This is a genomic window from Nonomuraea sp. NPDC003727 (genome assembly GCF_053586935.1).
The window spans coordinates 1-23,521 of sequence record NZ_JBSFNE010000002.1 but is presented as its reverse complement, the minus strand read 5'-3'; the positions used below and the strand labels follow the sequence as shown (position 1 = coordinate 23,521).

Below are 23,521 nucleotides of genomic sequence, written 5' to 3'. Positions count from 1 at the left end.
GGCACGCGCTGGCCGCGTGACACCCCGTGCGACCTTCGTAACGCGCGTGAAACACGAAACAGGCAGACTGTAGAGGACCAGACATGTCTTTTCAGTCAAGGGGACGCCTTGGACCGTCAGCAGGAGTTCGTTCTCCGCACACTCGAGGAGCGCGACATCCGGTTCATCCGGCTCTGGTTCACTGACGTGCTCGGCTTTCTCAAGTCCGTCGCCATCGCGCCCGCCGAGCTGGAAGGCGCCTTCGCCGAGGGCATCGGGTTCGACGGCTCGGCGATCGAGGGTTTCGCGCGCGTCTACGAGAGCGACATGCTCGCCAAGCCCGATCCCGGCACGTTCCAGATCCTGCCGTGGCGCAGCGAGGCGCCGGGCGCGGCGCGCATCTTCTGCGACATCCTCATGCCGGACGGCTCGCCGTCCCACGCCGACCCCCGGTGGGTGCTCAAGCGCGCCCTCGCCAAGTGCGCCGACATGGGCTTCACGTTCTACACCCACCCCGAGATCGAGTTCTTCCTGCTGAAGAACCGGCCGGAGACGGGCGGGCCGCGCCCCGAGCCGATCGACTCGGGCGGCTACTTCGACCACACCCCGCACAGCGCGGGCCACGACTTCCGCCGCCAGGCGATCATGATGCTGGAGTCGATGGGCATCTCGGTGGAGTTCAGCCACCACGAGGGCGCCCCCGGCCAGCAGGAGATCGACCTGCGCTACGCCGACGCGCTCACCACCGCCGACAACATCATGACCTTCCGGCTGGTCATGAAGGAGGTCGCGCTGGAGCAGGGCATCTGGGCCTCGTTCATGCCCAAGCCGTTCACCGAGCACCCCGGCTCCGGCATGCACACCCACATGTCGCTGTTCGAGGGCGACCGCAACGCCTTCTACGAGGCGGGCGCCGAGTACCAGCTGTCCAAGATCGGCAGGTCGTTCATCGCCGGGCTGCTCAAGCACGCCGCCGAGATCACCGCGGTCACCAACCAGTGGGTCAACTCCTACAAGCGCCTGTGGGGCGGCGCCGAGGCCATCGCGGGGCAGGGCGGCGAGGCGCCGTCCTACATCTGCTGGGGCCACAACAACCGCTCGGCGCTGGTGCGCGTGCCGATGTACAAGCCGCACAAGGGCGGCTCCACCCGCATCGAGTTCCGCTCGCTCGACTCGGCCTGCAACCCGTACCTCGCCTTCGCGCTCGTGCTGGCGGCCGGGCTGAAGGGCATCGAGGACGGCTACGAGCTGCCCGCCCCCGCCGAGGACAACGTCTGGGCGCTGACCAGCGCCGAGCGGCGGGCCCTCGGCATCCAGCCGCTGCCGCAGTCGCTCGACGAGGCCATCTCCGTGATGGAGCGCAGCGAGCTGGTCGCCGAGACCCTGGGCGAGCACGTCTTCGACTACTTCCTGCGCAACAAGCGCACCGAGTGGCGCGACTACCGCCGCCAGGTGACGGAGTTCGAGCTGGGCCGCTACCTGCCCGTGCTCTGAGCAGGCAAGCAGCCCTGCTGCTGAGACCTCCGTCGTGATCGGGAGTCGCTCAGCGGCAGGGCATGTCGCGGCCCTGACGATCGCCGAGGCATGACCGGTCACCGTACGTGCTCGGGGGTGATCGACTTTCCCCTTCTCTTCGATCATCTTCCGGCCAGGCAGGCAGGAACAAGACTGTTTCTTTGGTCTGTACGGCTGTCAGGCTGTAACCGTGAACGCCACAGGTGGTGAGGTCTGGGATCCGTTCGGCACCTTGCGCAGCGCCCTATGGATCGGAGGTGGCCAATGGGCCGGCAAATCCACCGTCGCCAGGCTGCTGGCCACCCGCTACGGGCTGACCGCGTACCACTACGACTATCACGACGCGCGTGCGCACAACGACCGTCGGATCGCACGCCGAGCGCGACTCGGCGAGCCCACCGCGGACCCCGATCCGGACAGCGTCTGGGTGAACACCAGCCCTCAGGAGATGGCCGACGAGACCCTGGCCGGCTTCCCCACGCGGTTCGAGTGGGCTTTGGACGACCTGCGCGGCCTGGTATCGGGGCGACCCATCGTCGCCGAAGGCTGGGGACTGCGTCCCGAACTGGTCGCCCCCATCATCGACTCACCCCGTCGAATGATCGTGATGGTGCCGAGCGAGGAATTCCGTGAGCGTCAGCTCCGCGAACTGCCCCGTGCCGCCGCCGTCGATCGCGCGGTCAGCGACCCTGATCGAGCACAGCGCAACCGGCTCGCCCGAGACCGCCTCGTCGCCGACGAGGCCGCCCGCTCCGCTCGTCGCCTGGGCATACGAGTCCTCGAGGTTGACGGGCTCGATGATGCGGAGGCCATGGCGGACATCGTGGCCGACCACTTCAGCTCCTATCTGCCGCTGCCGAACGTCTACCGGCCTTGACCGCGCGGCTGGTCGTCGCACTCGCGCTGAGCTCCACGAACGCCACCGATGACCCATCTCGTTCAGGTCCCGAGTTCTTTCCTCTAGCGGCCGGCCACATCGAGGGCGGGCCGCGGCGCCGGGGTCTTCCTGGCCAGCAGGACGGCGACGGCGCCGGTCAGCACCCAGCCGGTCAGCCCGAACACGCCACCGAGCACGGCGTCGGCCGGGTGGCGGGCGTCGGAGACGATGAACGGCAGCGCCTGCGCGGAGGCGTTGAACGCGGCGTGCCCGATCACGGCGGGCCAGATGCTCGCCGTACGGAGGCGGAGCAGGCCCAGCAACGACCCGAGTGCCACGCAGCTGACCGTGAAGAGCGGCACGCCCGCCCAGCCGAGGCCGGGGTAGTGCAGGCCGGCCGCGGTCAGCGGCGCGTGCCACAGGCCCCAGATGACGCCCGACACGAGCAGCGCCCTGCCGCGGCCGAGCGGCATGAGCCGGGGCAGCAGCCAGCCGCGCCAGCCCCACTCCTCGCCGAACGCGCCGATCGCGTACAGCAGCGGGTAGACCACGACCGCGAGGAGCGCCCCGATGACCGCGAAGCTGTGCGTGGCCCCGGGGAAGACCTGGCGGTAGCCGGACAGCCCGGCCAGGTCGGTGGGGAACAGGCCCAGCAGCGCGCTGGCCGCGATCACGGCCGCGACGAGCACGGGCGTGCCGATCCAGGTGAGCGCGGTGACGCCGAGCGTGCGCCCCCGCCTGCCGCCGAGGGTCAGGCCGGTGTCGCGGGCCCAGGCTCGCGCCCTGTCCCTGCGCAGCAGCCAGACGGCCAGGACGCCGAGCGTGGGGGAGAGCTGCATGCCCGCCAGCGTCAGCTGCAGCGCGCCGCCCGCGCCCGACGCGGGGGCGGTCCACAGCGGGATCGCGGCCAGCCACGCGCCGCCGAACGCGATGGCGAGGAACACCAGGAGGTCGGCGGGGCGGGCGGGGATGACCTGGCGGGGCGGTTGACTGTCGAGGTTCGTCATGTCCTCGATCGTCGAAGGCGCTGGGGGCGCGGGCCAGTGAAGAATTCACGACCTGCGGCCCGGGTGCCGAGCGGGTGCGCCGGCGGCCGGCCGGTGTCAGAGGTACTTCGGGTAGAGGTCGGTGGTGGGCCAGGAGGTGACCGTGTCGTGCGCCTGCCACATCAGCCTGTCGATCACGTCGAAGTCGGGCGAGCCCTCCTCCTCCCGCCGGTTGAACTGCACGCACCAGGTCACGCCCGCCGCGTTCCGTACCAGCAGGGTGAACGTGCCCGGCATCGACCCGGTGTGCCAGGTGTTGAGGCCGTTGCCCCACGTCCTGACGTACCAGCCGCAGCCGTACCACCAGCCGTCGCCGCTCACCCCGATCTCGGGCTTGGCGAAGGCGCGGGAGATGGAGGTGGCGTTCAGGACGGCGCCGGAGGCGTCGAAGGCGCTGGCCCACCGCACCATGTCGACGGCCGAGGCCACCCAGCCGCCGTTGGCGTCCTGGTTGGGCATGTTGAACCCGCCGTAGGGGTACGGCACGACCGCGCCTGAGGAGTCGACCACGCTCTTGTTGGTGTACTTGGAGCTGTAGCTCACCTCGCTGGGCGACATCTCGGCGCGCAGGCTCCTGCCGAGCGTCATCCGGTCGATGCCCAGCGGCGCCAGCAGCTTGGACCGCACGTACGACTCGTAGCTCTGCCCCGACACCTTCTCGATGATCCGGCCCAGCAGCATGTACCCGTAGTTGCTGTAGGACATCTTGCTGCCGGGGTCGAAGTCGAGCGGCTTGGCGGTGACGTACTTCACGATGTCGGCGTGGCTGATCGGCAGCGGCGCGTCGAGGGAGGCGGAGATGGTGGCGTCGAGCCACAGCGGGTCCTTGCTGACGGCCCTGTCCCAGCCACCGGTGTGCTGCATGAGCCGCCACAGGGTGACCTGCTCAAGGCGCGGGTCGGCGGCGGCCGACAGGCCGAGGAGCGTGGTCACCGGGGTCGTCAGGGTGAACTTGCCGTCCTGGGCCAGGCGCAGGATCGCCGCCGCGGTGAGGCTCTTGCTCAGACTCGCGACACGGAACAGCGAGGTCGGCTGCACGCGCGCGATGCGCGCCACCGAGTCGGTGGTGTTGGGGCGGTAGAAGCCGTAACCGCGGGCGGCCAGCAGCTTGCCCTTCCTGGCGACCGCCAGCTGGCCGCAGCCGATGCTCCGCTCGGACATGTACTTCTGCATGGTCTTGTCGAAGGCGGCCAGCTGCGCCGGGATGGTCCCGCTGACCAGGAGGTCCGCCTCGGCCCTGGTGGGCAACGCCAGCGTCACGGTGGCGGCGGCGCCCGCCCTGATGAGGTTCCGACGGCTCAGCACAGTCACTTCTGACCCCCATGTCACATCTGTGTCAAGGAGCAGAATCTTACGGACAAGTGAGTGCTTTTGCCGATTCCATGGGAAGCTAGGCCGTCATCGGCGCGTTACACGTGCTTAGCGACCCTGACATGAGCCCCTGGTTCTCTTGGTGTGTGGACCCTCGGGTAAAATCGGTCCGTTCTAAATGATATTTCCGGACATATTGGAGGGTGTGGATGACGACGGCTGCCCTGCAGACCGTGCTGACCGTCCCCGAGCGCTTCCGCGGCCCCGCGGGCATCGCCAACGGCGGCTGGATCTCCGGCACCGTGGCCGAGGCGCTCAACGGTCTCTCCTCGGCCGTGGAGGTCACGCTGCATGCCCCCACTCCGCTCGAGACCGAGGTCCGTCTGGAGCACGTGGCCAACTCCGCGTCCCTTCACCATGACGGCAAGCTGCTCGTCGAGGCCATCCCGGTCGCCGAGCACCTGACCGGTCCCGGTTTCGTGCCGTTCAACGAGGCCGCCCGCGCCGAGGCCGGCTTCGCCGGCTGGCAGGGCCACGCCTTCCCCGAGTGCTTCGCCTGCGGTCTGCGCGAGCCCGGTGACGGCCTGCGCGTCTTCCCCGGCCCGGTCGACGGTGCCGACGCCGGCGAGGGCCGCCTCGTCGCGGCCGGGTGGCGCGTGCCGTTCACGGTGACCGACGCCGACGGCGCGGTCCCGGTGTCCGTCGTGGGCGCCGTGCTCGACTGCGTGACCGGCTGGGCCCACTTCGAGCCCGGCGAGTCGGCCCTGCTCGGCCGCCTGACCCTGCAGGTCAACCGGCGCGTCTACCCCGGCGGCACCTACTCCGTCGTCGCCAGGGCCACGGGCCGCGAGGGCCGCAAGCTCTTCGGCGAGAGCGCCATCTACGAGGTGGACGGCACGCCGGTGGCCGCGGCCAAGGCGACCTGGATCGCTCCACGCTAGAACACGCCCCGTGGGTGGCCCGCTCGGGCCACCCACGCGCTCGGCCACTCCGTCAGACGAGCCGATCCGCCCGCTCCGTCAGGCGAGCGGCGACGAGGGACGCGCACCGGTCGTCGAACAGGATCGTGTAGTGGTTGCAGTCGGGCACCAGCTCGTCGCGCAGCCCCGGCACCCGCGCCGTCCACTCGGCGGCCAGCGCGTCCGGCAGCATCCCCACGTCCTGGTTGAGCAGCCCGCGCGGTGCCCGCAGCAGGGTCGTCGGCGCCTGGACGGCGGCCAGCGCGGCGCCGATGGCGTCGCCGTTGAGCCGCATCCACCTGCCGTCCTCGCGTACGGCGGCGCCCACCGCCCGCGAGCGCAGCTCCCCCGGTTCCCCCACCAGGTCGTACCTGACGTACTCCTCCGCCTCCGGCGTCCACTGCCCGGCGAAGGCGGGGTGCGCCTTGAAGAAGGCGACGTAGTCGTCGGCCGTGGCGAAGGTCTGGCTCAGCCTGGCGACCGCCGGCCCGAGCGTGGCCTCCATGACGGCGTCCACGTCGGTGCCCGGCGGCAGCGGCGGGAACGGCAGCCCGCCGTCCACCAGCACGACCTTGCCGAAGGGCCGTCGCGCCCCGGCCAGGACGGCCACGTAGGCGCCCATGGAATGCCCGGCGAGCACCGCGTCGGGGCCCGCGCCGACGTGCTCGGCCACCCGCAGCACGTCGTCGGCGTGCCGGGGCAGGCCGTACGGGCCCGGCAGGTCGCGGCTGTGACCGCGGCCGCGCAGGTCCATCGCCACCAGCGACCACTCCTGCGGCAGCCGGCGGGCCACCGCCGCCCACGCCATCAGCGACGCGGTGATGCCGTGGACCGCGATGACGAGCCGGGGACCCGTTCCGAAGGTGGCGATCCGCAGGCCTTCGACATCCTCTTCCCTCATGCGGGCGATCTTATGAGGAGGGGCAGACCTCCCGGTACGGCAGGCCCGGCACGTACGCCCCCCACTGGGCCGGGGTGAGCGCCCCGCCCGCCCTGGCGCAGACGGCCGCCAGCACCTTGGCCGGGGCCACCGGCTGCTCGCGGACCACCCCCTTCTCGTCCACCGTGAGGACCGACGTGCCGTCGTCGGTGAAGACCACCGACCTGATCCAGCCGCCGCCGTCGGCCTCGGCCCCGCCGGCGTCCGGGTAGCCGCCCAGGCTCACCCCGCTGATCGGGTCGAACAGCAGCAGCCTGGCCTTTCCGCCCACCGCGACCACGTCCTCGGTGGGGGAGTAGGCGGCGGACATGCCGTCGGCGCCTCTCGCGACGGGGCTCAGCCGGCGCCTGGTGGCGGCGTCCCAGAGCGTCACCCGTCCCCGGGAGTCGAGCACGACCAGCTGCCTGCCGGTCCGGGTGAAGAACACCCGCACCCCCTCGCCGCCGAACGGCGCCCCCACGCGCCTGCCGGTCGCCGCGTCGAGGAGTGACTGGCGGGGACCGGTCAGCGCGAGCGTGCGGCCGTCGGGAGAGAGCGCGACGTCGATGATCTCGTCCTGGTCCGCGCTCCACAGCCGCCGCCCGCTCCGCCAGTCCCAGACCTGGGCGGCGTGGTGGCGTACCGACGTGCCGTCGTCGGGGGTGCGCAGCACGACCGCCAGCCGCGCGCCGTCCCGGCTGAAGACGGCCGTCAGCGGTTCCATGCCGCGGACGGCCGGCCGGAACTCGGCGAGCGTGGCCCGTGACGGCACGTCCACGATCCTGATCTTGTCGAGCAGCAGGAGGGCCAGCCGCCTGCCGTCGGGGGAGAAGACGGGCTGGTCGGTGGACGGCAGCGAGCCGAGGACGCCTCCCCCGCGGGTCTGGCGCAGCTCGCCGTCGCTCAGCAGGTGACGGCCGCCGGGGGCGAGCGCCACCGAGGACGGGTGCTCGCCGTCGCGCCAGGCCAGGTCGGACAGGTCCATGGAGAAGACCCGGTCGTCGACGAGGTAGCGGTAGGTGCGGCCGTCGAAGGCGCCCTGCGGGAGGTCGGTGTCGGCCGAGTCGCCCCGCACCGGCATGGTGGCGAGCAGTCCCCGATCGCCCATCCGCCAGATCTGGATCATCCGGTGGGAGGCCGAGGCGGCGAACCGGCCGTCCGCGCTGACCGCCACCGATCCCTGGTTCCAGCCGCCGCGCTCGTTCGCGCCGTCGCGCACGCCCAGCCGAACCTCGCGCCTGGTCCGGAGGTTGACCAGGCGCAGCTCGCGCGGATGGTCGGCCGTGTCCCACTCGCCCCCGGCGTCGAGCCGGTGCCGGAAGGCGGCGCGGGTTCTGCTCCCGGTACGCGGGTCCCACCGCACGCTGGGCCGCTCGGTCACCGACAGGACGGGGCCGCGCTCGTCGGCGTAGGCGACGGAGGCTCCGGCGTTGACCAGGTCGAGGGTGCGCGGGAAGTCCCACCTCCCGACGAGCCTGCCGCCGCGCAGGTCCCACGCCCTCATGCCCTTGTCGGTGACGGCCGCCAGGGTGCGGCCCGAGGGCGACAGCGCGGCGTCCGCGACCGTCTCGGTGCCGAGCCCGAGAGCGGGGACACCGCCCGCGCTCCGGCCCGTGCGCAGGTCCCACAGCCGCGCCGCGTTCTCGCCGACGCTGAGCAGCGTCCTGCCGTCGGCGCTCAGCCGCCTGACCGTGCCGCCGTCGGCGGCGGGATCCTGGAACACCTCCGTCTCCCGCTGCGCCAGCGAGGCCACCAGGCCCGCCCTGGTCTGCGGGGTGTGGTCCAGCGTCCACGCCGCGGCGCTCAACCGCATGGCCAGCCTCGGGTCGGTGTCGCGCGTCGCGGCGGCCAGCGCGGTCAGCCTGGTCGCCTCCGAGCGCTCGAGCTGCCTGGCGATCCGCGCGGCCCGCTCGTCGGCGACCATGCTCTGCTGGACGGCCAGGCCCCCGGCCACCAGGGAGATCACCAGCAGTCCCGCGAGGCTCAGCGAGGCGAGCCTGCTCCTCCTGGCCCGGCGCCTGCGCACCCCCGCCGCGGCGTCGAGGAAGTCGCGCTCGGCGGGGGAGAGGGTGATGTTCCTGCGCGCCGTGGCCGCCCACTGCAGCGCGTTCTCCAGGCTGGAGCCGTGGAACAGGTCGCCGTCCCTGCGGCCGCCCTGGTCCCACCGGCGCGACGCCAGCAGGATCTGCCGGTGGACGGCGAGACCGTCCCTGTTGGTGTCGATCCATCGGCGGTACCTCGGCCAGGCGTGCGGCAGCGCCGGACGGGCCAGCCAGATCTCCTCCCCGTCCCGGCCGAGGAGGTAGCCGTACACCTTGAGGATCTTGGTGATGGCGGCCACCTCGGGCAGTGGCCTGCCCTCGACCAGCTCGGCCGTCGCGGCGTGCCGTACGGACAGCTCGCCGTGCTCGTCCACGGTCACCAGGCGCAGGAACACCTCGGGCGCCAGCTCCCGCTCGGCCGGGTCGAGCAGCGCGTAGGCCTCCTCGGCCAGCGTGCCCAGCGCGGGATCGTCGGCGGTGCCGCTGACCAGCGCGGCCTGCTTCCCGCCCCTGGCCAGCAGCCGCGCGGTACCGATCCCCGCCTCGCCGCTGACCAGCGCGAGTAACAGCCGGCGGGCGACCGGCCGCTGCGCGGGCTCCTTGCCGAGCGCGGCGGCGACCAGCGGGCGCAGGGGCTCGGGCAGCGCGCCGAGGTCGGGAACGGACGACAGCACCCTGTGCATGACCCCGCCCAGGCTGTCGGCCTGGAACGGGTCGGCGCCCGTCGCGGCGAACAGCATGATGGCGCCCCAGGCGAACACGTCGGCGGGGGCGCCGGCCCGCTGTCCGGTGAACACCTCGGGCGCCATGTAGCTGGGCGTGCCTTTGACCAGGCCGGTGTCGGTGAGCGACATCTCCTCGGTCCTGGCGATGCCGAAGTCGATGACGCGAGGTCCGTCGGGGCCCAGCAGCACGTTGTCGGGCTTGAGATCCCGGTGCACGACGCCCGCCTCGTGGATGGCGGTCAGCGCGGTCGCCACCGCGGTGGCCAGCCTGACCAGGTCGCCCCCCGCGAACCTGCGGCCGTCCGCGACCGCCCTGCGCAGGCTCGGCCCCTCCACGTACTCGCTGACGATGTACGGCCGCGGCCCGTCCAGCTCGGCGGCGATCACCTTGGCCGTGCAGAAGGAGGCCACCCGCTGGGCCGCCTCCGCTTCCCTGCCCAGCTGGGCCGCCTGGTCGCCGTGCAGCACCTTGACCGCGACCCGCCGGCCGTCCTGCGCGTACGCCTCGTACACCACGCCCTGGCCGCCCGCGCCGAGCCTGGCGGCCAGCCAGTAGCCGCCGAGCCGCTGCGGGTCCCCGTCGATCAGTGCCGTCGCCATACCGCCGTCCCCGTGATCGTGATCTCTGTGGCGTTTGATGCGAAAGCTGGGTACAAGGTTCGATCTGGCGTTATCGGGATGCCCGGGTGACACTGGAGTCTTCCCCCACGAAGGGTGCCCGCGATGAGCAAGCGCTCACGCCGGCGTCGCGCGCTGACCAGCGGCGCGCCCGCCTGGATGCCGGGGTTCGGCCCTGGCGAGCCGCACTGGACCGACGACTTTCCCGGTGATTCCGGTGATTCCGGTGATTCCCCCGGCGAACCGCCGGGAGGCGAGGGTGGCGTCAGGGAGCCCAGGCGGCCCAGGCCGACGCTCCCCGGGATGCCGAAGTACATGGCCGAGCCCGACCCGCCTGTGCGGATAAAGGTCGGATAATGCGCGTATGCGCATCACTGTCATCGAGCACGAGGCCGGCGCCGGTCTGGGGTACTTAGCGGAATGGCTCGGCGTCGACGTGCGGGTCGTCCGGCCGTATCTGGGTGAGGAGGTGCCGGCGCGCGCCGAGGACGGGCTGATCGTGCTCGGCGGCGAGGCGTCCGCCTGGGACGACGCGGGTTACCCGTGGCTGCCCGCCACCCGCGAGCTGCTGCGGGCCGGCGTGGCCGACGGCACGCCCACGCTGGGCATCTGCCTGGGCGCCCAGCTCATGACGATCGCCTGCGGCGGCACGGTGGAGCGCGGCGGCGACGGGCTCGAGGTGGGCGCCCGCGAGGTGGTGGCGCTGCCGGCGGCGGCCGGCGACGCGCTGCTGGGCGGCCTGGACAGGGCCGTGGCCGTGCAGTACCACCAGGACGTCATGACCGTGCTGCCCGAGGGGGCGGTGCTCCTCGCCACCGGCGAGCAGTACCCCCACCAGGCCTACCGCCTCGGCGAGCGGGCGTGGGCGGTGCAGTTCCACCCCGAGGCCACGCCCGAGATCTTCGCGGGCTGGAACTCTCCCGAGGACCTGGTGGTCGAGGTCAAGCGGGCCGAGGAGGACCTGGTCGCCGCGTGGCGGCCGCTGGCCGAGGCGTTCGGCGAGGTGGTCAGAACCAGCGGTCGCGCCACCGCGTGAGCGCGCGGGCGCGCGGCCTGGTGAGCACGTGCGCGGCCGTGTGGACGCCGCCGAGCGCCAGCGGCAGCAGCAGCCAGCTCGAGGCGGGCAGCCGCTTGTCCTCCAGCCGCCGCCATGCCCACACCGAGTACGGGATCACCACCAGCGGCGCGGTGACCACGCCGGGCGTGTAGCCGCGCACGGTCGCCGCCTGGGCCAGGTGCATGACCCCGTGCGCGCCGAACGCCGCCAGCGCCGCCTTGTAGAAGCCGCTGCGAGGCCCGCTGGCCGCGGCGGCGGCCACGACCCCGCCCATGAGGCCGATGGCGACGTTGACGTGCCGCTGGTCGACGTCCATGGCCTCCCACACCCGGTCGGGCACCCAGGGGAAGCGTTCCACGAGTCGCGGACGCGCCCTGCGGGCCCAGCCCGCCATCGTGGCCAGTTCCTCGGCGTCGTGCAGCGCCCAGGCGGCGAGCAGTCCCCATGCGGGCATGACCTCTCCTCTCCCCTTAATACAACGCAACGTTGCGTTGCAGTTCTCACTATACGCGTAGCTGACAAGATGAGAAGGTGCCGAGGATCGAGTCCACCGCCGCCCGCCTGGCCAAGCTCGGCTTCGCCGACGCGGCCCGCGCCGAACGCCTGGTCGCTGAGATCGACGGGCCATGGCTGCTCGACGCCTTCGCCGCCGTCGCCGATCCCGACCTCGCCCTGCTGTCGCTGACCCGGCTCGCCGAGCGCGACCCCGCCGTGCTCGACGCGCTGCGATCGGACGAAGGACTGCGCGCGCGGCTGCTCGGCGTGCTCGGGCTCAGCGCGGCGCTGGGCGAGCACCTGATCACCCACCCCGGCCAGTGGCGTTCGCTGGCGGGGGAGCCGGCGCCGGCCAGGCCGGGAGAGGAGGAGCTGCGCGCCGCGCTGCTGCGCGCCGTCGGCGCCGACCCTGGGGCGCCCGAGCCCGGCCCGACCGCCTCCCACCAGGGCGCGAAACAGGCGCTGCAGTCCGCCTACCGGCAGCGCCTGCTGCTCCTGGCCGCCCGCGACGTCACCGGCGCCGCCTCCTTCGCCGAGGTCACCGCCGAGCTGTCCGACCTGGCCGGGGCCGCCCTCGAGGCGGGCCTGGCCGTGGCGCGGGCCGAGGTCGACTCCACCGGCGTACGGCTGGCCGTCATCGGCATGGGCAAGTGCGGCGCCCGCGAGCTCAACTACATCAGCGACGTCGACGTCGTCTTCGTGGCCGAGCCCGCCGACGGCGCCGACGAGACCAAGGCGCTGCGCACCGCCACACGCCTGGCGCAGGCGATGATGCGCGCCTGCTCCGCCCTGTGGGAGGTCGACGCGGGCCTGCGCCCCGAGGGCCGCGCGGGCCCCCTGGTGCGCACGCTCGGCAGCCACCTGGCCTACTACCAGCGGTGGGCCAAGACCTGGGAGTTCCAGGCGCTGCTCAAGGCCAGGCCCGTCGCCGGCGACACCGCCCTCGGCGCCGCCTACGTCTCCGCGGTCGACGAGCTGGTCTGGAACGCCGCCGCCAGGGAGAACTTCGTCGAGGACGTCCAGGCGATGCGCCGCCGCGTCGAGGCGCACGTCAGCGAGGAGGGCGACCGGCAGCTCAAGCTCGGCCCCGGCGGTCTGCGCGACATCGAGTTCGCCGTCCAGCTGCTGCAGCTCGTGCACGGGCGGCTCGACCCGCTGCTGCGCCGCAGGGCCACACTGCCCGCCCTGGCCGCCCTCTCCCGCGGCGGCTACGTCGGCAGGGACGACGCCAGGGGCCTGGCCGAGGCCTACACCTTCCTGCGCCAGGTCGAGCACCTGCTGCAGCTGCACCGGCTGCGCCGTACCCATGTCGTGCCCTCGGGCAGCGACGACCTGCGCAGGCTCGGCAGGGCGCTCAAGCTGGGCCCCGACCCCGCCGCCGCGTTCACCCGGCAGTGGAAGAAGCACGCGATGGAGGCGCGGCGGCTGCACGAGAAGCTGTTCTACCGGCCGCTCCTGCAGGCCGTCGCCAGGCTGCCCGACACCGAGGCACGGCTGTCCACCGCCGCGGCGACCGCCCGCCTGCAGGCGCTCGGCTACCACGACCCCGCCGGGGCGCTGCGCCACATCGCCGCGCTCACCACCGGCGTCTCCAGGCGCGCGGCCATCCAGCGCACCCTGCTGCCGGTCATGCTGGGCTGGTTCGCCGACGCCCCCGACCCCGACGCGGGCCTGCTCGGCTTCCGCCAGGTCAGCGACCGGCTCGGCACCACACCGTGGTACCTGAGGCTGCTGCGCGACGAGACCGCGGTGGCCGCCCGCATGGCGCGCGTCCTCGGCACCAGCCGCTACGCCACCGACCTGCTCACCCGCGCCCCCGAGGGCGTCGCCATGCTCGGCTCCGACGCCGACCTGCGGCCCCGTCCGGTCGCGGCGCTGCGCGCCGAGGCGGCGGCGGCCGTCTCCCGGCACACCGACGCCGAGGCCACCGTCGCCGCCGTGCGGGCGCTGCGCCGCAGGGAGCTGTTCCGTACGGCGGTCGCCGACCTGTCGGGCCTGACCGACATCGAAACGGTCGGCGTCGCTCTGTCGGAGCTGAACGACGTGACGATCCAGGCCGCGCTCGACGCCGCGCTGGCCAAGGTCCGGGCGGAGCGCAGGGGCGAGCCGCTCGGCGCGTTCGCCGTCATCGCCATGGGCCGGCTGGGCGGCATGGAGTGCTCCTACGCCAGCGACGCCGACGTCATGTTCGTCGCCGAACGCCCGGAGGCGGGCTTCGCCGTGGCCAACGAACTGCGGCGGCTGCTGTCGCTGCCCGCGCCCGACCCGCCGCTCCCGATCGACCCCGACCTGCGGCCCGAGGGCAGGCAGGGCCCGCTGGTGCGCACCCTGGCCTCCTACCGCGCCTACTACGCCCGCTGGTCCTCGCCGTGGGAGTCGCAGGCCCTGCTGCGTGCCCGCTTCTGCGCGGGCGACGCCGAGCTCGGCGCGGCGTTCGTCGAGATGATCGACGACCTGCGCCACCCGCCCGGCGGCCTGCCCCAGGAGTCCGTGCGCGAGATCCGCAGGCTGAAGGCGCGCATGGAGGCCGAGCGGCTGCCCCGCGGAGCCGACCCCACGCTGCACACCAAGCTCGGCAGGGGCGGGCTGTCGGACGTGGAGTGGGTGGCCCAGCTCCTGCAGCTCCGGCACGCCGCCACGGAGCCCGCGCTGCGCACGACCAGGACGCTCGAAGCCCTGCGCGCGGCCGCCTCCCGCGGGCTGCTCGACCCGGCCGACGCCGAGGTGCTGGCCGACAGCTGGCGCTTCGCCTCCCGCATCCGCGACGCGATCATGCTCGTGAAGGGAAGGGCGGGCGACATGGTGCCGTCCGGCGCGCACGAGCGCCGCCTGCTCGCCAGGACGCTCGGCTACCCGCCCGACGGCTCGGAGGACTTCGTCAACGACTACCGCAGGGTGACCCGCCGCGCCCGCCAGGTGGTGGAGCGCGTCTTCTACTGACGCGCCTTTCCCCGGCCTGCGTGGGTGAAAGGCGTTGCGTGCGGCGAGCCAGGCGTGTATCACGGCGTGGGGTGATCGCTTTGCTGTCTCTTTACGTCGATCTCGCGCTCGGTCTCGTGCTGTGCTTCCTGCTGCTGTCGCTCCTGGTCAGCGGCCTCAACGAGGGTTTCGTCCGGCTGCTGTCCATCCGCAGCAAGTTCCTGTGGGCCTACCTGAGGGACACCATGGACGGCGCCGACTCCTCCGGCAGGGCGTGGCTGCCCAGCAAGGTCGCCGACGTCTTCGCGAAGCTGCCGTTCACCCACGACCCCAGGCCCGAGCACAGCCAGCTGCCCGCGCCGGCCGAGGTCGCGCCGGTGCCGGCCGAGGAGAGCGCGGCGAAGGAGGCCATGACCACGCTGTTCTACCAGCGGGTCCGCGAGATCGACCATCCCAAGACCGGCAGGACCAGCATCGCCAACATCCCCCCTGAACGGTTCGCCGTCGCCATGATGGAGATGGCCTCGGCGGAGAAGGACGGCGTCGAAGGGCTGCTGGCCAAGCTCAAGGGCATCGGCAGCCCGCTCCACGGCCACCTGCAGGGCCTGTGGGAGGGCGCCCAGCGCGACCTCGACCGCTTCCGGCAGGGCGTCGAGACCTGGTTCGACGCCGAGATGCAGCGCCTGTCCATGCTGTACAAGCGCTACGTCAAGTGGGTCGTCGGCGTCCTCGGGCTGGTCGTCGTGCTGCTGTTCAGCATGGACGGCCTGGAGTACGCCAAGACGCTGCTGCGCGACAACGCCTACCGCTCGGCGGTCTCGGCGATCGCGGGAAGCGGCGCCGAGCAGATCGAACCGCTGCGCCAGGAGTGCGACACGCCGGGCAACCCCTACCTGTGCGTCACGGAGACCCTCAGCTCGCCCGCCCTGGTCAAGGTCTTCGACCACGCCATCGTCAGCGTCGTCATCCCCGAGGAGGGCGACCCGTCCCTCTCGTGGAACGGCCCGGTCTGGTGGTCGCGCCTGACCACGCTCAGTCACTGGCCCGGCTTCCTGCTCACCTACGTGGCGCTGCTGTTCGGCGCGCCCTTCTGGTGGGATCTCTTCCGCCGCATCACCGGCCTGCGCTCCCCGAAGTAAGATCAGCCCACTCCCCCCATGGTCTTCAGGGAGGAGTCCTCACATGTGGTTGATCGCCGGGATCGTCATCCTGTCGAGCGTCGCGGCGCCGGTGCCCGACGTCGCCGGCCAGGGCCTGGTGCAGGCGCTGGGCGAGCTCAGGGACGCAGGATACGAGCGCGTCAGGACCGTCGACGTCAGCGGCCGCGGGCGGGTCGTGGTCGTGCGCCGCGACTGGAAGGTCTGCGCTCAGCGGCCGACGGCCGGACAGACGCCGGACAGGCAGCGGGTGGAGCTGGCTGTGGTGAAGGCGAACGAGACCTGTCCCGTCCGCGAGAGCCCGCAGGTGGCGCCGGGGCTCATGCCCGACCTCGCGGGCAAGAGCGTCCGCGTCGCCCGCCGGTCGCTGCCCGGCCGTACGACGATCAGGATCAATGACGCCACGGGGCGCAACCGCCTCGTCTTCTGGGACACCGCCTGGCAGGTGTGCACCCAGCGGCCGGCCCCTGCCGCGCCGCTGACCGGTCCCGTCACGCTCGGCGTGGTCAAGTACGGCGAGTCCTGCCCCTGACCGCACGCCGCCGGAGGCCCGCCTCGCCGTCCCGCCGTCGGGTACGGCGAGGCGGGCACCCCGGGCGCGCGTTCACGGGCTCGTCAGCCCTGGAGTTCCGTCAAGCGCGCCCGGACCCCGGCGAGCGCCTCCAGCAGGTCCGCGTCCGCCATGCCCGCGGCGACCAGATCCTCGTACGACCCTCGAGTGCGCCGCTGGAGATGCGGGGCGCCTTTTCGTGTTCACGGCACGGTTGTCAGGCAGGCAGGTCCCAGGATGGGCCGCCCGGTTCGTCCAACCAGACGTGTTGGCGCTCTGGGGTGACCGTGAGCCCGAACGCCGACTGGTGCGGTGATCCGGCGTCCTGCCAGAGCAGGATGGCGTTCTCGACCGCGTCCCACAAGCGCAGCGGGCCGTGCTGATGAACGATCCACCCGCCGCCGGGGGCCGGCTTGGCGTCGGCCCGCGAGCCGGTGCCGACGTCCAACAGGATCGTCGTGTCGCCGACCGATGCCCGCTGAGCGGCCGGCGCGGCGAGCTGGGCGACGAACAGTGCGGCTTCACCGTCCAGGACTGCAGGGTCGATCCTGGATTCGCGGGCGTCTCCGATCCCCGTCTTGACCGGCGGCCTGGGCGGCGGCATGTGGGTTCGGGCGCGCATGAAGTACAGGTCGTCCGGCAGGAAGCGTCCGCTCGCCTCCTCGTTGTCGGTCAGGGTGAGGTGCGCGAACGCGACCCCACCCATCCAGCCCCACATGGGGGTGGTGATGGTTCCTCCGGCGCGTACCTGCCCCATCCACGCTGGGGGGATGGTCCGTACCGAGCAGGTGCCGATCAGCCGGTCGTAGTCGGCGTTGTCGGCGTAGCCGTGAAGGCCGTCACCCACCACAAGAGCCGGCGTGTATCCGGCCCCGATGATCGCCTTCCTTGCGCGCTCGGCCACGGCCGGGTCGTACTCGATCGAGGTGACCGCACCTTCGCCGAGGCGGTGGCACATCAGTGCCGTGGAGTAGCCGGTGCCGGTGCCGATCTCCAGCACCTTGTCGCCTTCGGCTATCTGGGCGGCCTCCAACATCCGCACGACCAGACTCGGGGTCGTGGACGATGAACTGGGTGCGCCCGACACCGCGCCCGTCGACTCTTCGGCCAGGACGCCATCGACCTGGGTCACCCATGTCGCGTCCGTGTAGACCTGGCGCAGCCAGTCCATTTCGTCCGTCTCGGCTCGGCGGGCGGCTGTCCACAGGTCGCCGCGGGCCGCGTCGCGCAGCAGGACGGCGTCGCCGACGAACAGCTCGCGGGGCACTGCCTCCAGCGCCGCGCGCCAGCCTTTGGATCCCACCGTGTCCGCCAGGGCGTGGCGAAGCTTTGCGGCTGTGTCGCTCACGACCGCCATCCTTTCAAGATCACATCAGCGAAGGCGTGCGCCATCGCGTCGGAGTCAGGCAACCAGGCCCACTGCCCGTTGGCGTTGCACTCGATGAAGGTCCATTGCCCGTCGGCGTCGAGCGCGAAGTCGAACGCCCCGAACACCAGCCCGAAGTGGTCGAGGTAGGCGTGTAGCGCATGCCTGATCGACTCGGGCACGTCGATGGGGTCGTGGGCCAGATGCTCCCAGTCGCCGCTGCGCCAGTCGAGCGCACCGTCAGGAGTGGTGATCCTCCTGGCGAACACGCGCTGCCCGATCACCGTCACCCGCGCGTCGGCGACTTTGCGCACCTCCTGCTGGAACAGGTGGGCGGTCACTGACACCGAGTCGTCCAGGTCCTGCGGGGCGACCCGCTGCGTCCATATGGCGACGTGGCCATCTGGGGTCGATGGGGCGCCTCGGAATGACTTGTAGATGATCGGGCCGTGCTCGGTGGCGAACTTCTGCGCCTGTTCGAGGTCGTTGGTGATCAGGGTCAGCGGGATGGTCAGTCCGAGACGGGTGGCCATGTGGAGTTGGGCCGGTTTGTAGTCGGCGGCGTTGATCGCCGCGGGGTGGTTGACGTAGGTCGCGCCGTGCAGGGTGCGCAGGATGCCACCGAGTCCGTGCTGTGCTTCAGCGGTGGCGAAGGCGCTTTGCTGGGCGGGCAGGTGGGCGAATCGGGTCGAGTACGGGGTGGGGCGGCGGTAGTACACCGCCCCAACCTCTGCGAGTGCGATGTCGCGACTCGCCGTACGTAGCCGGCCCGCCCACTCCTTGCGGTCATCGCCGATGAAGGCGCTGAACGTCAGCTCGGTGCCGATGTCGGCCGGATCGGTACGGACGACCTGCACCTGGCGCTCGCGCAGCGCCTCGATCACCAAGTTGGCGGTGACGTCCTCTTCCGCGGTGATGACCAGCACGGCCTGAGTTGTGGGCTGCACGGGGGTTACGAGTCGGTGGTGGAGTCGTCGGCGACGTTCGGGCTGCCGCCTGAGCCGTCGCTGCCGCCGCCCTTCGATGTGGTGACGGTGACCTTGTTGCCCATGTCCACGATGCCGCCGTCCGTGTCGCGGAAGGTCGTGATCTGCGTCTCCGGGTCGAGGTGGACCGTCTCATACAGCCGCGGGGAGTCCGGAACCGGATCGGTCATCCGGCTGAGCCCCCATGGGGCGACTGCTGTTGCTGCGATCATGCTGTCCTTCCTTCTGTTGTGCTGCGGTTGAGTGGTGGTGCAGGACGCCCTCGCCTGAGGAGGACTTCAGAAGAGAGCACTTGGGCTCCTACAGGGGGGACTTCATGCCGTGCAGCTCGACCACCTGGGCTGGGGCCAGCGCGTACGCGTGGTAGCGGACGGCATCCCAGGCGACGAAGACGATGTGTTCGGCGAGGATGGGCTGGTCGACCATGCCGTGGTGGCACGGGTCCGCCAGGAGACTTGCGCTCATGGTCGTGGTCGCCGTGTAGAAGGAAACACGGTCGGTCAGCGGGTGTGGAGGGCGTGGACCCGTGACTGTCCATGGCCAGGACGCTATGAATCGGGTTGCGCCGAGCTCAATGAAGTTGCTTCAGATTTCTTGTTGATCGGGAAGGGTCCGCTCGATCAGCCTGCGTGCTGCCTCGCCGTGCACGGCCAGGGCCAGAAGGCGGTCGAACGCCTTCTCGTAGATGGAGACCTCATGGCGTTGCTGCAAGGTCAGTTCGGCGGTATACGTGGCTACCGTGACCATTCGACTGTCGTAGATGGTGAACGCGTTGTTCCGCGGCACGGTGTACGGGGCCGCGAGTGGCACGATTCCCAGGCTGATCCGTGGGACGCGAGAGGCCTCGATGAGGCGGTCGAGTTGTTCGGCCATCGTGGCGCGCTCGCCGACGGAGGTATGGAGCGCTGCCTCGCCGAGGAGGAACAGGAAGCGGCGTTGCGGGCGATCGAACGCGCGCTGGGCTTCCATGCGGGCCTGTACGCCCTCCTCAATGTCGTCTGGGATGCCGTGGAAGTCGACGACAGTCGCCAAGATCCCGCGTGCGTAGGCGGCCGTCTGGAGGAGGCCAGGGATGACTGTAGGCTCCCAGGCCCGGATAAGTGTGCTCTTCTCGTAGGCGTCGATGTTGGCGCGCTGGCGGCGGCGGGTGCCGGTCTTGAGGGAGCGCCGCCAGTCCATGTACTGGGCGTCGATCGACCGGACGGCGGCAATCAGGTCTGCGATCTCGCTTGGAAAGCGGCAGGACAGGCACCACTCGCGTATGTCGTCCTCGGTCGGGACCTGCTTGCCGAGCTCGATCTTGGAGACCTTGGACGGCACCCACCTGCAGGCGGCGGCGAGCTGGCGGCCGGTCAGCCCGGCATCACGCCGTAGGTCTCGCAGGCGGACGCCGAGCGCTTGAACGGCTTGCTGGCCAAGGAGGGGCTGATTCACGGCAGATGCGCGGCGAACTCGTCCAGCGGTTGAGCGTGCTCCAGGCCCAGGTCCCGCCATCGGGCATGGCGGGAGACGACGTCTGGATCGGTGACGAGCTCGGCGCCGGTGAAAGTGTCGTCGGCGTCGTTGAAGTGCAGCCAGACCAAGCGGGAGCCGTCGAGCAGCCACGCGTCGTAGGGGCGTAGTCCCAGCTGCTCGGCTTTGTCCCGGCGCAGGTATCGGATGTCCTCGCCGGCCTCCACGCTGAGCCTGGCTACCTCGATGCCGTACCGGGTGTAGTCGGATGGCGGCACGGATACGATGCGGATCCGCTGCCAGGTCTTCCCAGCCGCGACATCACGGCTGATCTTCTCCATCCAAGACCGGTGCCAGACGTAGTCATCCGGCTCGCCGGCCCGCCACTTGCGGAACGGCTCGGCGCCCACGGTGCTGTTGTAGCGCTCGCGCAGCTCGAAGCGGAACGCGCTTGCGGTGAAGCTGGAGAGCAGGTCGCCCAGCTCGGCCTCGGACAGAAGCACGATCACCCCTGGGGGAAGTACGGCAGGAGGTCCTTGGGGATCTCGACGATGACCTCGTCGGAGGCCAGATTGATCGCATCCCCGAGCGCTTCGGGATCGATGACGACCTTCCCCTGGACGGCGATCGTGCCGCGGTCGGTCTCGTAGACGGCGGGACAGGTGCCTTGCTCGCTGTTGCTTCCGAGGAACCGCAGGCGCATGACTGCTCCTTGATCGAATTGCTCGAAGTTTCTCGACCTGTGCCGATCGTCTGTCGGCACGCCAGACGCGTCAAGGGCGTAGAACGAACGCGCCTGGGAGGAGGATGAGCACTACGCGGAACACGATTGCGGGAGCGCTGCCATCAGCCCCACCAGCGACGAACGGCCCGACACCGATGACGGTGCCGGGCCGTTCTGGTCCGGATCTGTTCCGGCTGACGTCGCTCAGCAACTACAAACAACGACAACCAACGACAAGGTTTCCTAGCTCAGCGCCCATCTTCGAGAAGGTCGTCCAGGCCGGAAACGCGCGATCAGACGTCGTAGTACATCTCGAACTCGTGCGGGTGCGGGCGCAGCCTGATCGGGTCGACCTCGTTCTCCCGCTTGTAGGCGATCCACGTCTCGATGAGGTCGGGCGTGAACACGCCGCCCTCGAGCAGGTAGTCGTGGTCGGCCTCGAGGGCGTCGAGCACCTCGGGCAGCGAGGCGGGCACCTGCGGCACCTGGCGGGCCTCCTCGGGCGGAAGCTCGTAGAGGTCCTTGTCGACCGGCTCCGGCGGCTCGATCTTGTTGCGGATGCCGTCGATGCCGGCCATGAGCATCGCCGCGAACGCGAAGTACGGGTTGCACGACGGGTCAGGCACCCGGAACTCGATGCGCTTGGCCTTCGGGTTGGACCCGGTGATCGGGATGCGCACGCAGGCCGAGCGGTTGCGCTGCGAGTAGACCAGGTTGACGGGCGCCTCGTAGCCGGGCACGAGCCGGTGGTAGGAGTTGACCGTCGGGTTGGTGAAGGCCAGCAGCGACGGGGCGTGCCTGAGCAGGCCGCCGATGTAGTAGCGGGCGGTGTCGGACAGGCCCGCGTAGCCCACCTCGTCGTAGAACAGCGGCGAGCCGTCCTTCCACAGCGACTGGTGGCAGTGCATGCCGGAGCCGTTGTCACCGAAGATCGGCTTGGGCATGAAGGTGACCGTGTGGCCGTACTCCAGCGCCGTGCTCTTGATGACGTACTTGTAGAGCATCAGGTTGTCGGCGGTCTTCAGCAGCGTGCCGAACTTGAAGTCGATCTCGGCCTGGCCGGCGGTGCCCACCTCGTGGTGCTGCATCTCGACGTCGATGCCGCACTCGATGAGGTTGCGGACCATCTCGGAGCGCAGGTCGGTGAAGTGGTCCATCGGCGGGACGGGGAAGTAGCCGCCCTTGTAGCGGGGCTTGTAGCCGAGGTTGCCGCCCTCGGCCGCCTTGCCGGTGTTCCAGGCGCCCTCGATGGAGTCGACGTAGTAGTAGCTCGAGTGCTGGTTCGTCTCGAAGCGGACGTCGTCGAAGATGTAGAACTCGGCCTCGGGGCCGAAGTAGGCGGTGTCGGCGATGCCCGTGCCCCTGAGGTACTCCTCGGCCTTGCGGGCGACGTTGCGCGGGTCGCGGCTGTAGGCCTCACCGGTCAGCGGGTCGTGCACGAAGAAGTTGATGTTGAGCGTCTTGTGCTGACGGAACGGGTCGAGCACGGCGCTGGTGGGGTCGGGCAGCAGGAGCATGTCCGACTCGTGGATGGCCTGGAAACCGCGGATCGACGAGCCGTCGAACATGAGGCCGTCGGAGAAAACGTTGGAACTGAAGTTCTCCACAGGAAAGGTGAAGTGGTGCGTCGTTCCCGGCAGGTCGGTGAACCTGACATCGACGAACTGCACCCCTTCGTCCCCAATGAACTTCAGGACGTCGTCGGCGGAGTTAAACACTCTCGAACCTCCCGGGGCATGGGCTATCAGGCAGACCCTAGGCGTCGGCCGTTTCCGGCCCGTGTCCCGATTGTTTCGCATGTGTTAAGGGGGACCCGGCCCGCCGCGCCGTCCGGTCCTCCCGTTTCAGGACCCTTCGGCGTGTCCCGGCCCAGGAACGAGGACGGCCGGCGGCTCCTGCCGTACGGCGGGCACGATGTCCGCCAGCAGTTCGGGCCAGGCCGCCACGAGCACCGCCGCGCCCGCGACGACGGCGACGACGATCCACACCGCGAGCCACACGCGCCGCCGTGGCCGGGTTCGCCGGGGTGAGCGCATCCCTTTGGTGGCCGCCGCGCGCATCCTGCGCCGCTCGTCCTCGCCGATCTGCGCGACGACCGCGTCGAAGCGGGCGTGTAGATCGTCCCCTGTCATCCCTTACCCCCGTTCCGCGGAAGCCGGACGGCGCCGCCCAACCGGCCCATGATGCTGGTGCGACCCCCCTGGGCAGAAGCGCGATCAGATCACGATGTACGGCTGGCGTGACCGGCCACCCCGCCGGATACCGTTGATGCATGAGCAGCAAGGAGCAGCAACCCCGGTGGACCCAGACCTGGCTGGGCGGGGTGAGGTCCGCCGGCGTCGACCTCGGCTACCCGGGTGAGCGCCTCGGGCTGCCCGAGGAGGGCAGTGGCTCGGTGGCCAGGTTCGGCCGCCGGATCGGCGCGCTGGTCATCGACTGGCTCATCTGCACCTGGGCGATCGCCCAGGCGTTGCTGCGGGTCAACCCCGCCGAGTCGCCCTGGGTGCCGGTGGCGATCTTCGCGGTGCAGTACCTGCTGCTCGTCGGGTTCCTGGGGCAGACCTTCGGCCACCGCCTGCTGGGCATCAGGGTCGCCGCGATGGACGGCGGGCGGCCGCGGTGGTTCCCCGTGCTGGTCCGCACGATCCTGCTGTGCCTGGCCGTCCCCGCGGTGATCTTCGACCGCGACCAGCGTGGCGTCCACGACCGCGTCTCCAACACCGTGGTCGTCCGCATGTAGCGTCGGCCCGCGTCGCCCCGCGTCGCCCCGCGTCGGCCCGCGTCGGCCCGCGTCGGCCCGCGTCGGCCCGCGTCGGCCCGCGTC

22 protein-coding genes are annotated in these 23,521 nt (G+C 71.1%); 8 read left to right on the top strand and 14 right to left on the bottom strand.

The window, feature by feature from the left end; translation table 11 throughout:
- Positions 1–108 precede the first annotated feature (108 nt).
- Together glnA (ACWDLG_RS05385) and ACWDLG_RS05380 are read left to right on the top strand one after the other, a co-directional pair.
- Complete coding sequence (gene glnA / locus ACWDLG_RS05385; RefSeq protein WP_449916231.1) at positions 109–1,473, top strand: type I glutamate--ammonia ligase; 1,365 nt, start codon at positions 109–111, stop codon at positions 1,471–1,473.
- A 211-nt stretch (positions 1,474–1,684) separates the two neighbouring features.
- Positions 1,685–2,371 carry a hypothetical protein gene (locus tag ACWDLG_RS05380; RefSeq protein ID WP_449916229.1) on the top strand — a complete coding sequence of 229 codons (687 nt, stop codon included), beginning with the start codon at positions 1,685–1,687 and terminating at the stop codon, positions 2,369–2,371.
- 83 nt (positions 2,372–2,454) lie between these two features.
- Here ACWDLG_RS05380 and ACWDLG_RS05375 read toward each other — a convergent pair whose 3' ends face one another.
- Both ACWDLG_RS05375 and ACWDLG_RS05370 read right to left on the bottom strand, forming a co-directional pair.
- On the bottom strand, positions 2,455–3,378 hold the full coding sequence (locus ACWDLG_RS05375) for a CPBP family glutamic-type intramembrane protease (protein ID WP_449916227.1): 924 nt from the start codon (positions 3,376–3,378) through the stop codon (positions 2,455–2,457).
- 96 nt (positions 3,379–3,474) lie between these two features.
- Complete coding sequence (locus ACWDLG_RS05370) at positions 3,475–4,722, bottom strand: serine hydrolase domain-containing protein (RefSeq protein ID WP_354912904.1); 1,248 nt, start codon at positions 4,720–4,722, stop codon at positions 3,475–3,477.
- A 215-nt stretch (positions 4,723–4,937) separates the two neighbouring features.
- Here ACWDLG_RS05370 and ACWDLG_RS05365 point away from each other — a divergent pair, with 215 nt between their 5' ends.
- Positions 4,938–5,669, top strand: a complete 732-nt coding sequence (locus ACWDLG_RS05365; RefSeq protein WP_449916225.1) for a hypothetical protein — start codon at positions 4,938–4,940, stop codon at positions 5,667–5,669.
- Positions 5,670–5,721: 52 nt separating this feature from the next.
- On the opposite strand, the gene ACWDLG_RS05360 is transcribed toward ACWDLG_RS05365, so the two are convergent.
- Entirely contained in the window at positions 5,722–6,588 is an 867-nt protein-coding gene (locus ACWDLG_RS05360) for an alpha/beta hydrolase (RefSeq protein WP_449916224.1), read from the bottom strand.
- A gap of 10 nt (positions 6,589–6,598) precedes the next feature.
- Entirely contained in the window at positions 6,599–9,973 is a 3,375-nt protein-coding gene (locus ACWDLG_RS05355) for a serine/threonine-protein kinase (RefSeq protein ID WP_449916223.1), read from the bottom strand.
- Between the two features lie 382 nt (positions 9,974–10,355).
- Here ACWDLG_RS05355 and ACWDLG_RS05350 point away from each other — a divergent pair, with 382 nt between their 5' ends.
- Positions 10,356–11,027 (top strand): type 1 glutamine amidotransferase, encoded by a 672-nt coding sequence (locus ACWDLG_RS05350; RefSeq protein WP_449916221.1) that lies wholly within the window; start codon positions 10,356–10,358, stop codon positions 11,025–11,027.
- Here the strand turns inward: ACWDLG_RS05350 and ACWDLG_RS05345 are convergent.
- Positions 10,999–11,502 carry an HXXEE domain-containing protein gene (locus tag ACWDLG_RS05345; protein WP_449916218.1) on the bottom strand — a complete coding sequence of 168 codons (504 nt, stop codon included), beginning with the start codon at positions 11,500–11,502 and terminating at the stop codon, positions 10,999–11,001. The genes ACWDLG_RS05350 and ACWDLG_RS05345 overlap by 29 nt on opposite strands.
- A gap of 77 nt (positions 11,503–11,579) precedes the next feature.
- Between ACWDLG_RS05345 and ACWDLG_RS05340 the strand changes: the two genes are divergently transcribed.
- The 3 genes from ACWDLG_RS05340 to ACWDLG_RS05330 all read left to right on the top strand — a co-directional run bounded on the left by ACWDLG_RS05340 (position 11,580) and on the right by ACWDLG_RS05330 (position 16,151).
- On the top strand, positions 11,580–14,483 hold the full coding sequence (locus ACWDLG_RS05340) for a bifunctional [glutamine synthetase] adenylyltransferase/[glutamine synthetase]-adenylyl-L-tyrosine phosphorylase (RefSeq protein ID WP_449916216.1): 2,904 nt from the start codon (positions 11,580–11,582) through the stop codon (positions 14,481–14,483).
- A gap of 71 nt (positions 14,484–14,554) precedes the next feature.
- Positions 14,555–15,601 (top strand): hypothetical protein, encoded by a 1,047-nt coding sequence (locus tag ACWDLG_RS05335; protein WP_449916213.1) that lies wholly within the window; start codon positions 14,555–14,557, stop codon positions 15,599–15,601.
- 43 nt (positions 15,602–15,644) lie between these two features.
- On the top strand, positions 15,645–16,151 hold the full coding sequence (locus ACWDLG_RS05330) for a PASTA domain-containing protein (protein WP_354912889.1): 507 nt from the start codon (positions 15,645–15,647) through the stop codon (positions 16,149–16,151).
- Positions 16,152–16,386: 235 nt separating this feature from the next.
- Here ACWDLG_RS05330 and tgmC read toward each other — a convergent pair whose 3' ends face one another.
- The 9 genes from tgmC to ACWDLG_RS05285 form a co-directional block, all read right to left on the bottom strand.
- Positions 16,387–17,517 carry an ATP-grasp peptide maturase system methyltransferase gene (gene tgmC, locus ACWDLG_RS05325; RefSeq protein WP_449916210.1) on the bottom strand — a complete coding sequence of 377 codons (1,131 nt, stop codon included), beginning with the start codon at positions 17,515–17,517 and terminating at the stop codon, positions 16,387–16,389.
- Positions 17,514–18,482, bottom strand: a complete 969-nt coding sequence (gene tgmB / locus ACWDLG_RS05320) for an ATP-grasp ribosomal peptide maturase (RefSeq protein ID WP_449916208.1) — start codon at positions 18,480–18,482, stop codon at positions 17,514–17,516. The genes tgmC and tgmB overlap by 4 nt, the downstream gene beginning before the upstream one ends.
- A 5-nt stretch (positions 18,483–18,487) precedes the next feature.
- Entirely contained in the window at positions 18,488–18,733 is a 246-nt protein-coding gene (tgmA, locus tag ACWDLG_RS05315) for a putative ATP-grasp-modified RiPP (protein WP_449916207.1), read from the bottom strand.
- Between the two features lie 88 nt (positions 18,734–18,821).
- A complete protein-coding gene (locus ACWDLG_RS05310) occupies positions 18,822–18,986 on the bottom strand; it encodes a hypothetical protein (RefSeq protein ID WP_449916206.1) in 165 nt (54 codons plus the stop codon).
- 120 nt (positions 18,987–19,106) lie between these two features.
- Positions 19,107–19,955: a helix-turn-helix domain-containing protein gene (locus tag ACWDLG_RS05305; protein WP_449916204.1), complete on the bottom strand. Its 849-nt coding sequence runs from the start codon at positions 19,953–19,955 to the stop codon at positions 19,107–19,109.
- Positions 19,952–20,476, bottom strand: a complete 525-nt coding sequence (locus ACWDLG_RS05300; protein WP_449916203.1) for a DUF6879 family protein — start codon at positions 20,474–20,476, stop codon at positions 19,952–19,954. Before ACWDLG_RS05300 ends, ACWDLG_RS05305 begins: the two co-directional genes overlap by 4 nt.
- 2 nt (positions 20,477–20,478) lie before the next feature.
- A complete protein-coding gene (locus ACWDLG_RS05295) occupies positions 20,479–20,676 on the bottom strand; it encodes a hypothetical protein (RefSeq protein ID WP_449916200.1) in 198 nt (65 codons plus the stop codon).
- A gap of 314 nt (positions 20,677–20,990) precedes the next feature.
- Positions 20,991–22,415 carry a type I glutamate--ammonia ligase gene (gene glnA, locus ACWDLG_RS05290; RefSeq protein WP_354912885.1) on the bottom strand — a complete coding sequence of 475 codons (1,425 nt, stop codon included), beginning with the start codon at positions 22,413–22,415 and terminating at the stop codon, positions 20,991–20,993.
- A 126-nt stretch (positions 22,416–22,541) separates the two neighbouring features.
- Positions 22,542–22,829, bottom strand: coding sequence for a hypothetical protein (locus ACWDLG_RS05285; protein WP_449916197.1), 288 nt, complete (start codon positions 22,827–22,829; stop codon positions 22,542–22,544).
- 140 nt (positions 22,830–22,969) lie between these two features.
- Between ACWDLG_RS05285 and ACWDLG_RS05280 the strand changes: the two genes are divergently transcribed.
- Positions 22,970–23,437: an RDD family protein gene (locus ACWDLG_RS05280; protein WP_449916195.1), complete on the top strand. Its 468-nt coding sequence runs from the start codon at positions 22,970–22,972 to the stop codon at positions 23,435–23,437.
- Positions 23,438–23,521: the final 84 nt, after the last annotated feature.

Bases quoted from the DNA above. Each gene is read 5' to 3' on its own strand.
- ACWDLG_RS05375 (WP_449916227.1), bottom strand. From the start codon at position 3,378: ATGACGAACCTCGACAGTCAACCGCCCCGCCAGGTCATCCCCGCCCGC.
- ACWDLG_RS05280 (WP_449916195.1), top strand. From the start codon at position 22,970: ATGAGCAGCAAGGAGCAGCAACCCCGGTGGACCCAGACCTGGCTGGGC.
- tgmA (WP_449916207.1), bottom strand. From the start codon at position 18,733: ATGATCGCAGCAACAGCAGTCGCCCCATGGGGGCTCAGCCGGATGACC.
- ACWDLG_RS05330 (WP_354912889.1), top strand. From the start codon at position 15,645: ATGTGGTTGATCGCCGGGATCGTCATCCTGTCGAGCGTCGCGGCGCCG.
- ACWDLG_RS05345 (WP_449916218.1), bottom strand. From the start codon at position 11,502: ATGCCCGCATGGGGACTGCTCGCCGCCTGGGCGCTGCACGACGCCGAG.
- ACWDLG_RS05360 (WP_449916224.1), bottom strand. From the start codon at position 6,588: ATGAGGGAAGAGGATGTCGAAGGCCTGCGGATCGCCACCTTCGGAACG.
- ACWDLG_RS05285 (WP_449916197.1), bottom strand. From the start codon at position 22,829: ATGACAGGGGACGATCTACACGCCCGCTTCGACGCGGTCGTCGCGCAG.
- ACWDLG_RS05295 (WP_449916200.1), bottom strand. From the start codon at position 20,676: ATGCGCCTGCGGTTCCTCGGAAGCAACAGCGAGCAAGGCACCTGTCCC.
- ACWDLG_RS05355 (WP_449916223.1), bottom strand. From the start codon at position 9,973: ATGGCGACGGCACTGATCGACGGGGACCCGCAGCGGCTCGGCGGCTAC.
- ACWDLG_RS05365 (WP_449916225.1), top strand. From the start codon at position 4,938: ATGACGACGGCTGCCCTGCAGACCGTGCTGACCGTCCCCGAGCGCTTC.
- ACWDLG_RS05350 (WP_449916221.1), top strand. From the start codon at position 10,356: ATGCGCATCACTGTCATCGAGCACGAGGCCGGCGCCGGTCTGGGGTAC.
- ACWDLG_RS05310 (WP_449916206.1), bottom strand. From the start codon at position 18,986: ATGAGCGCAAGTCTCCTGGCGGACCCGTGCCACCACGGCATGGTCGAC.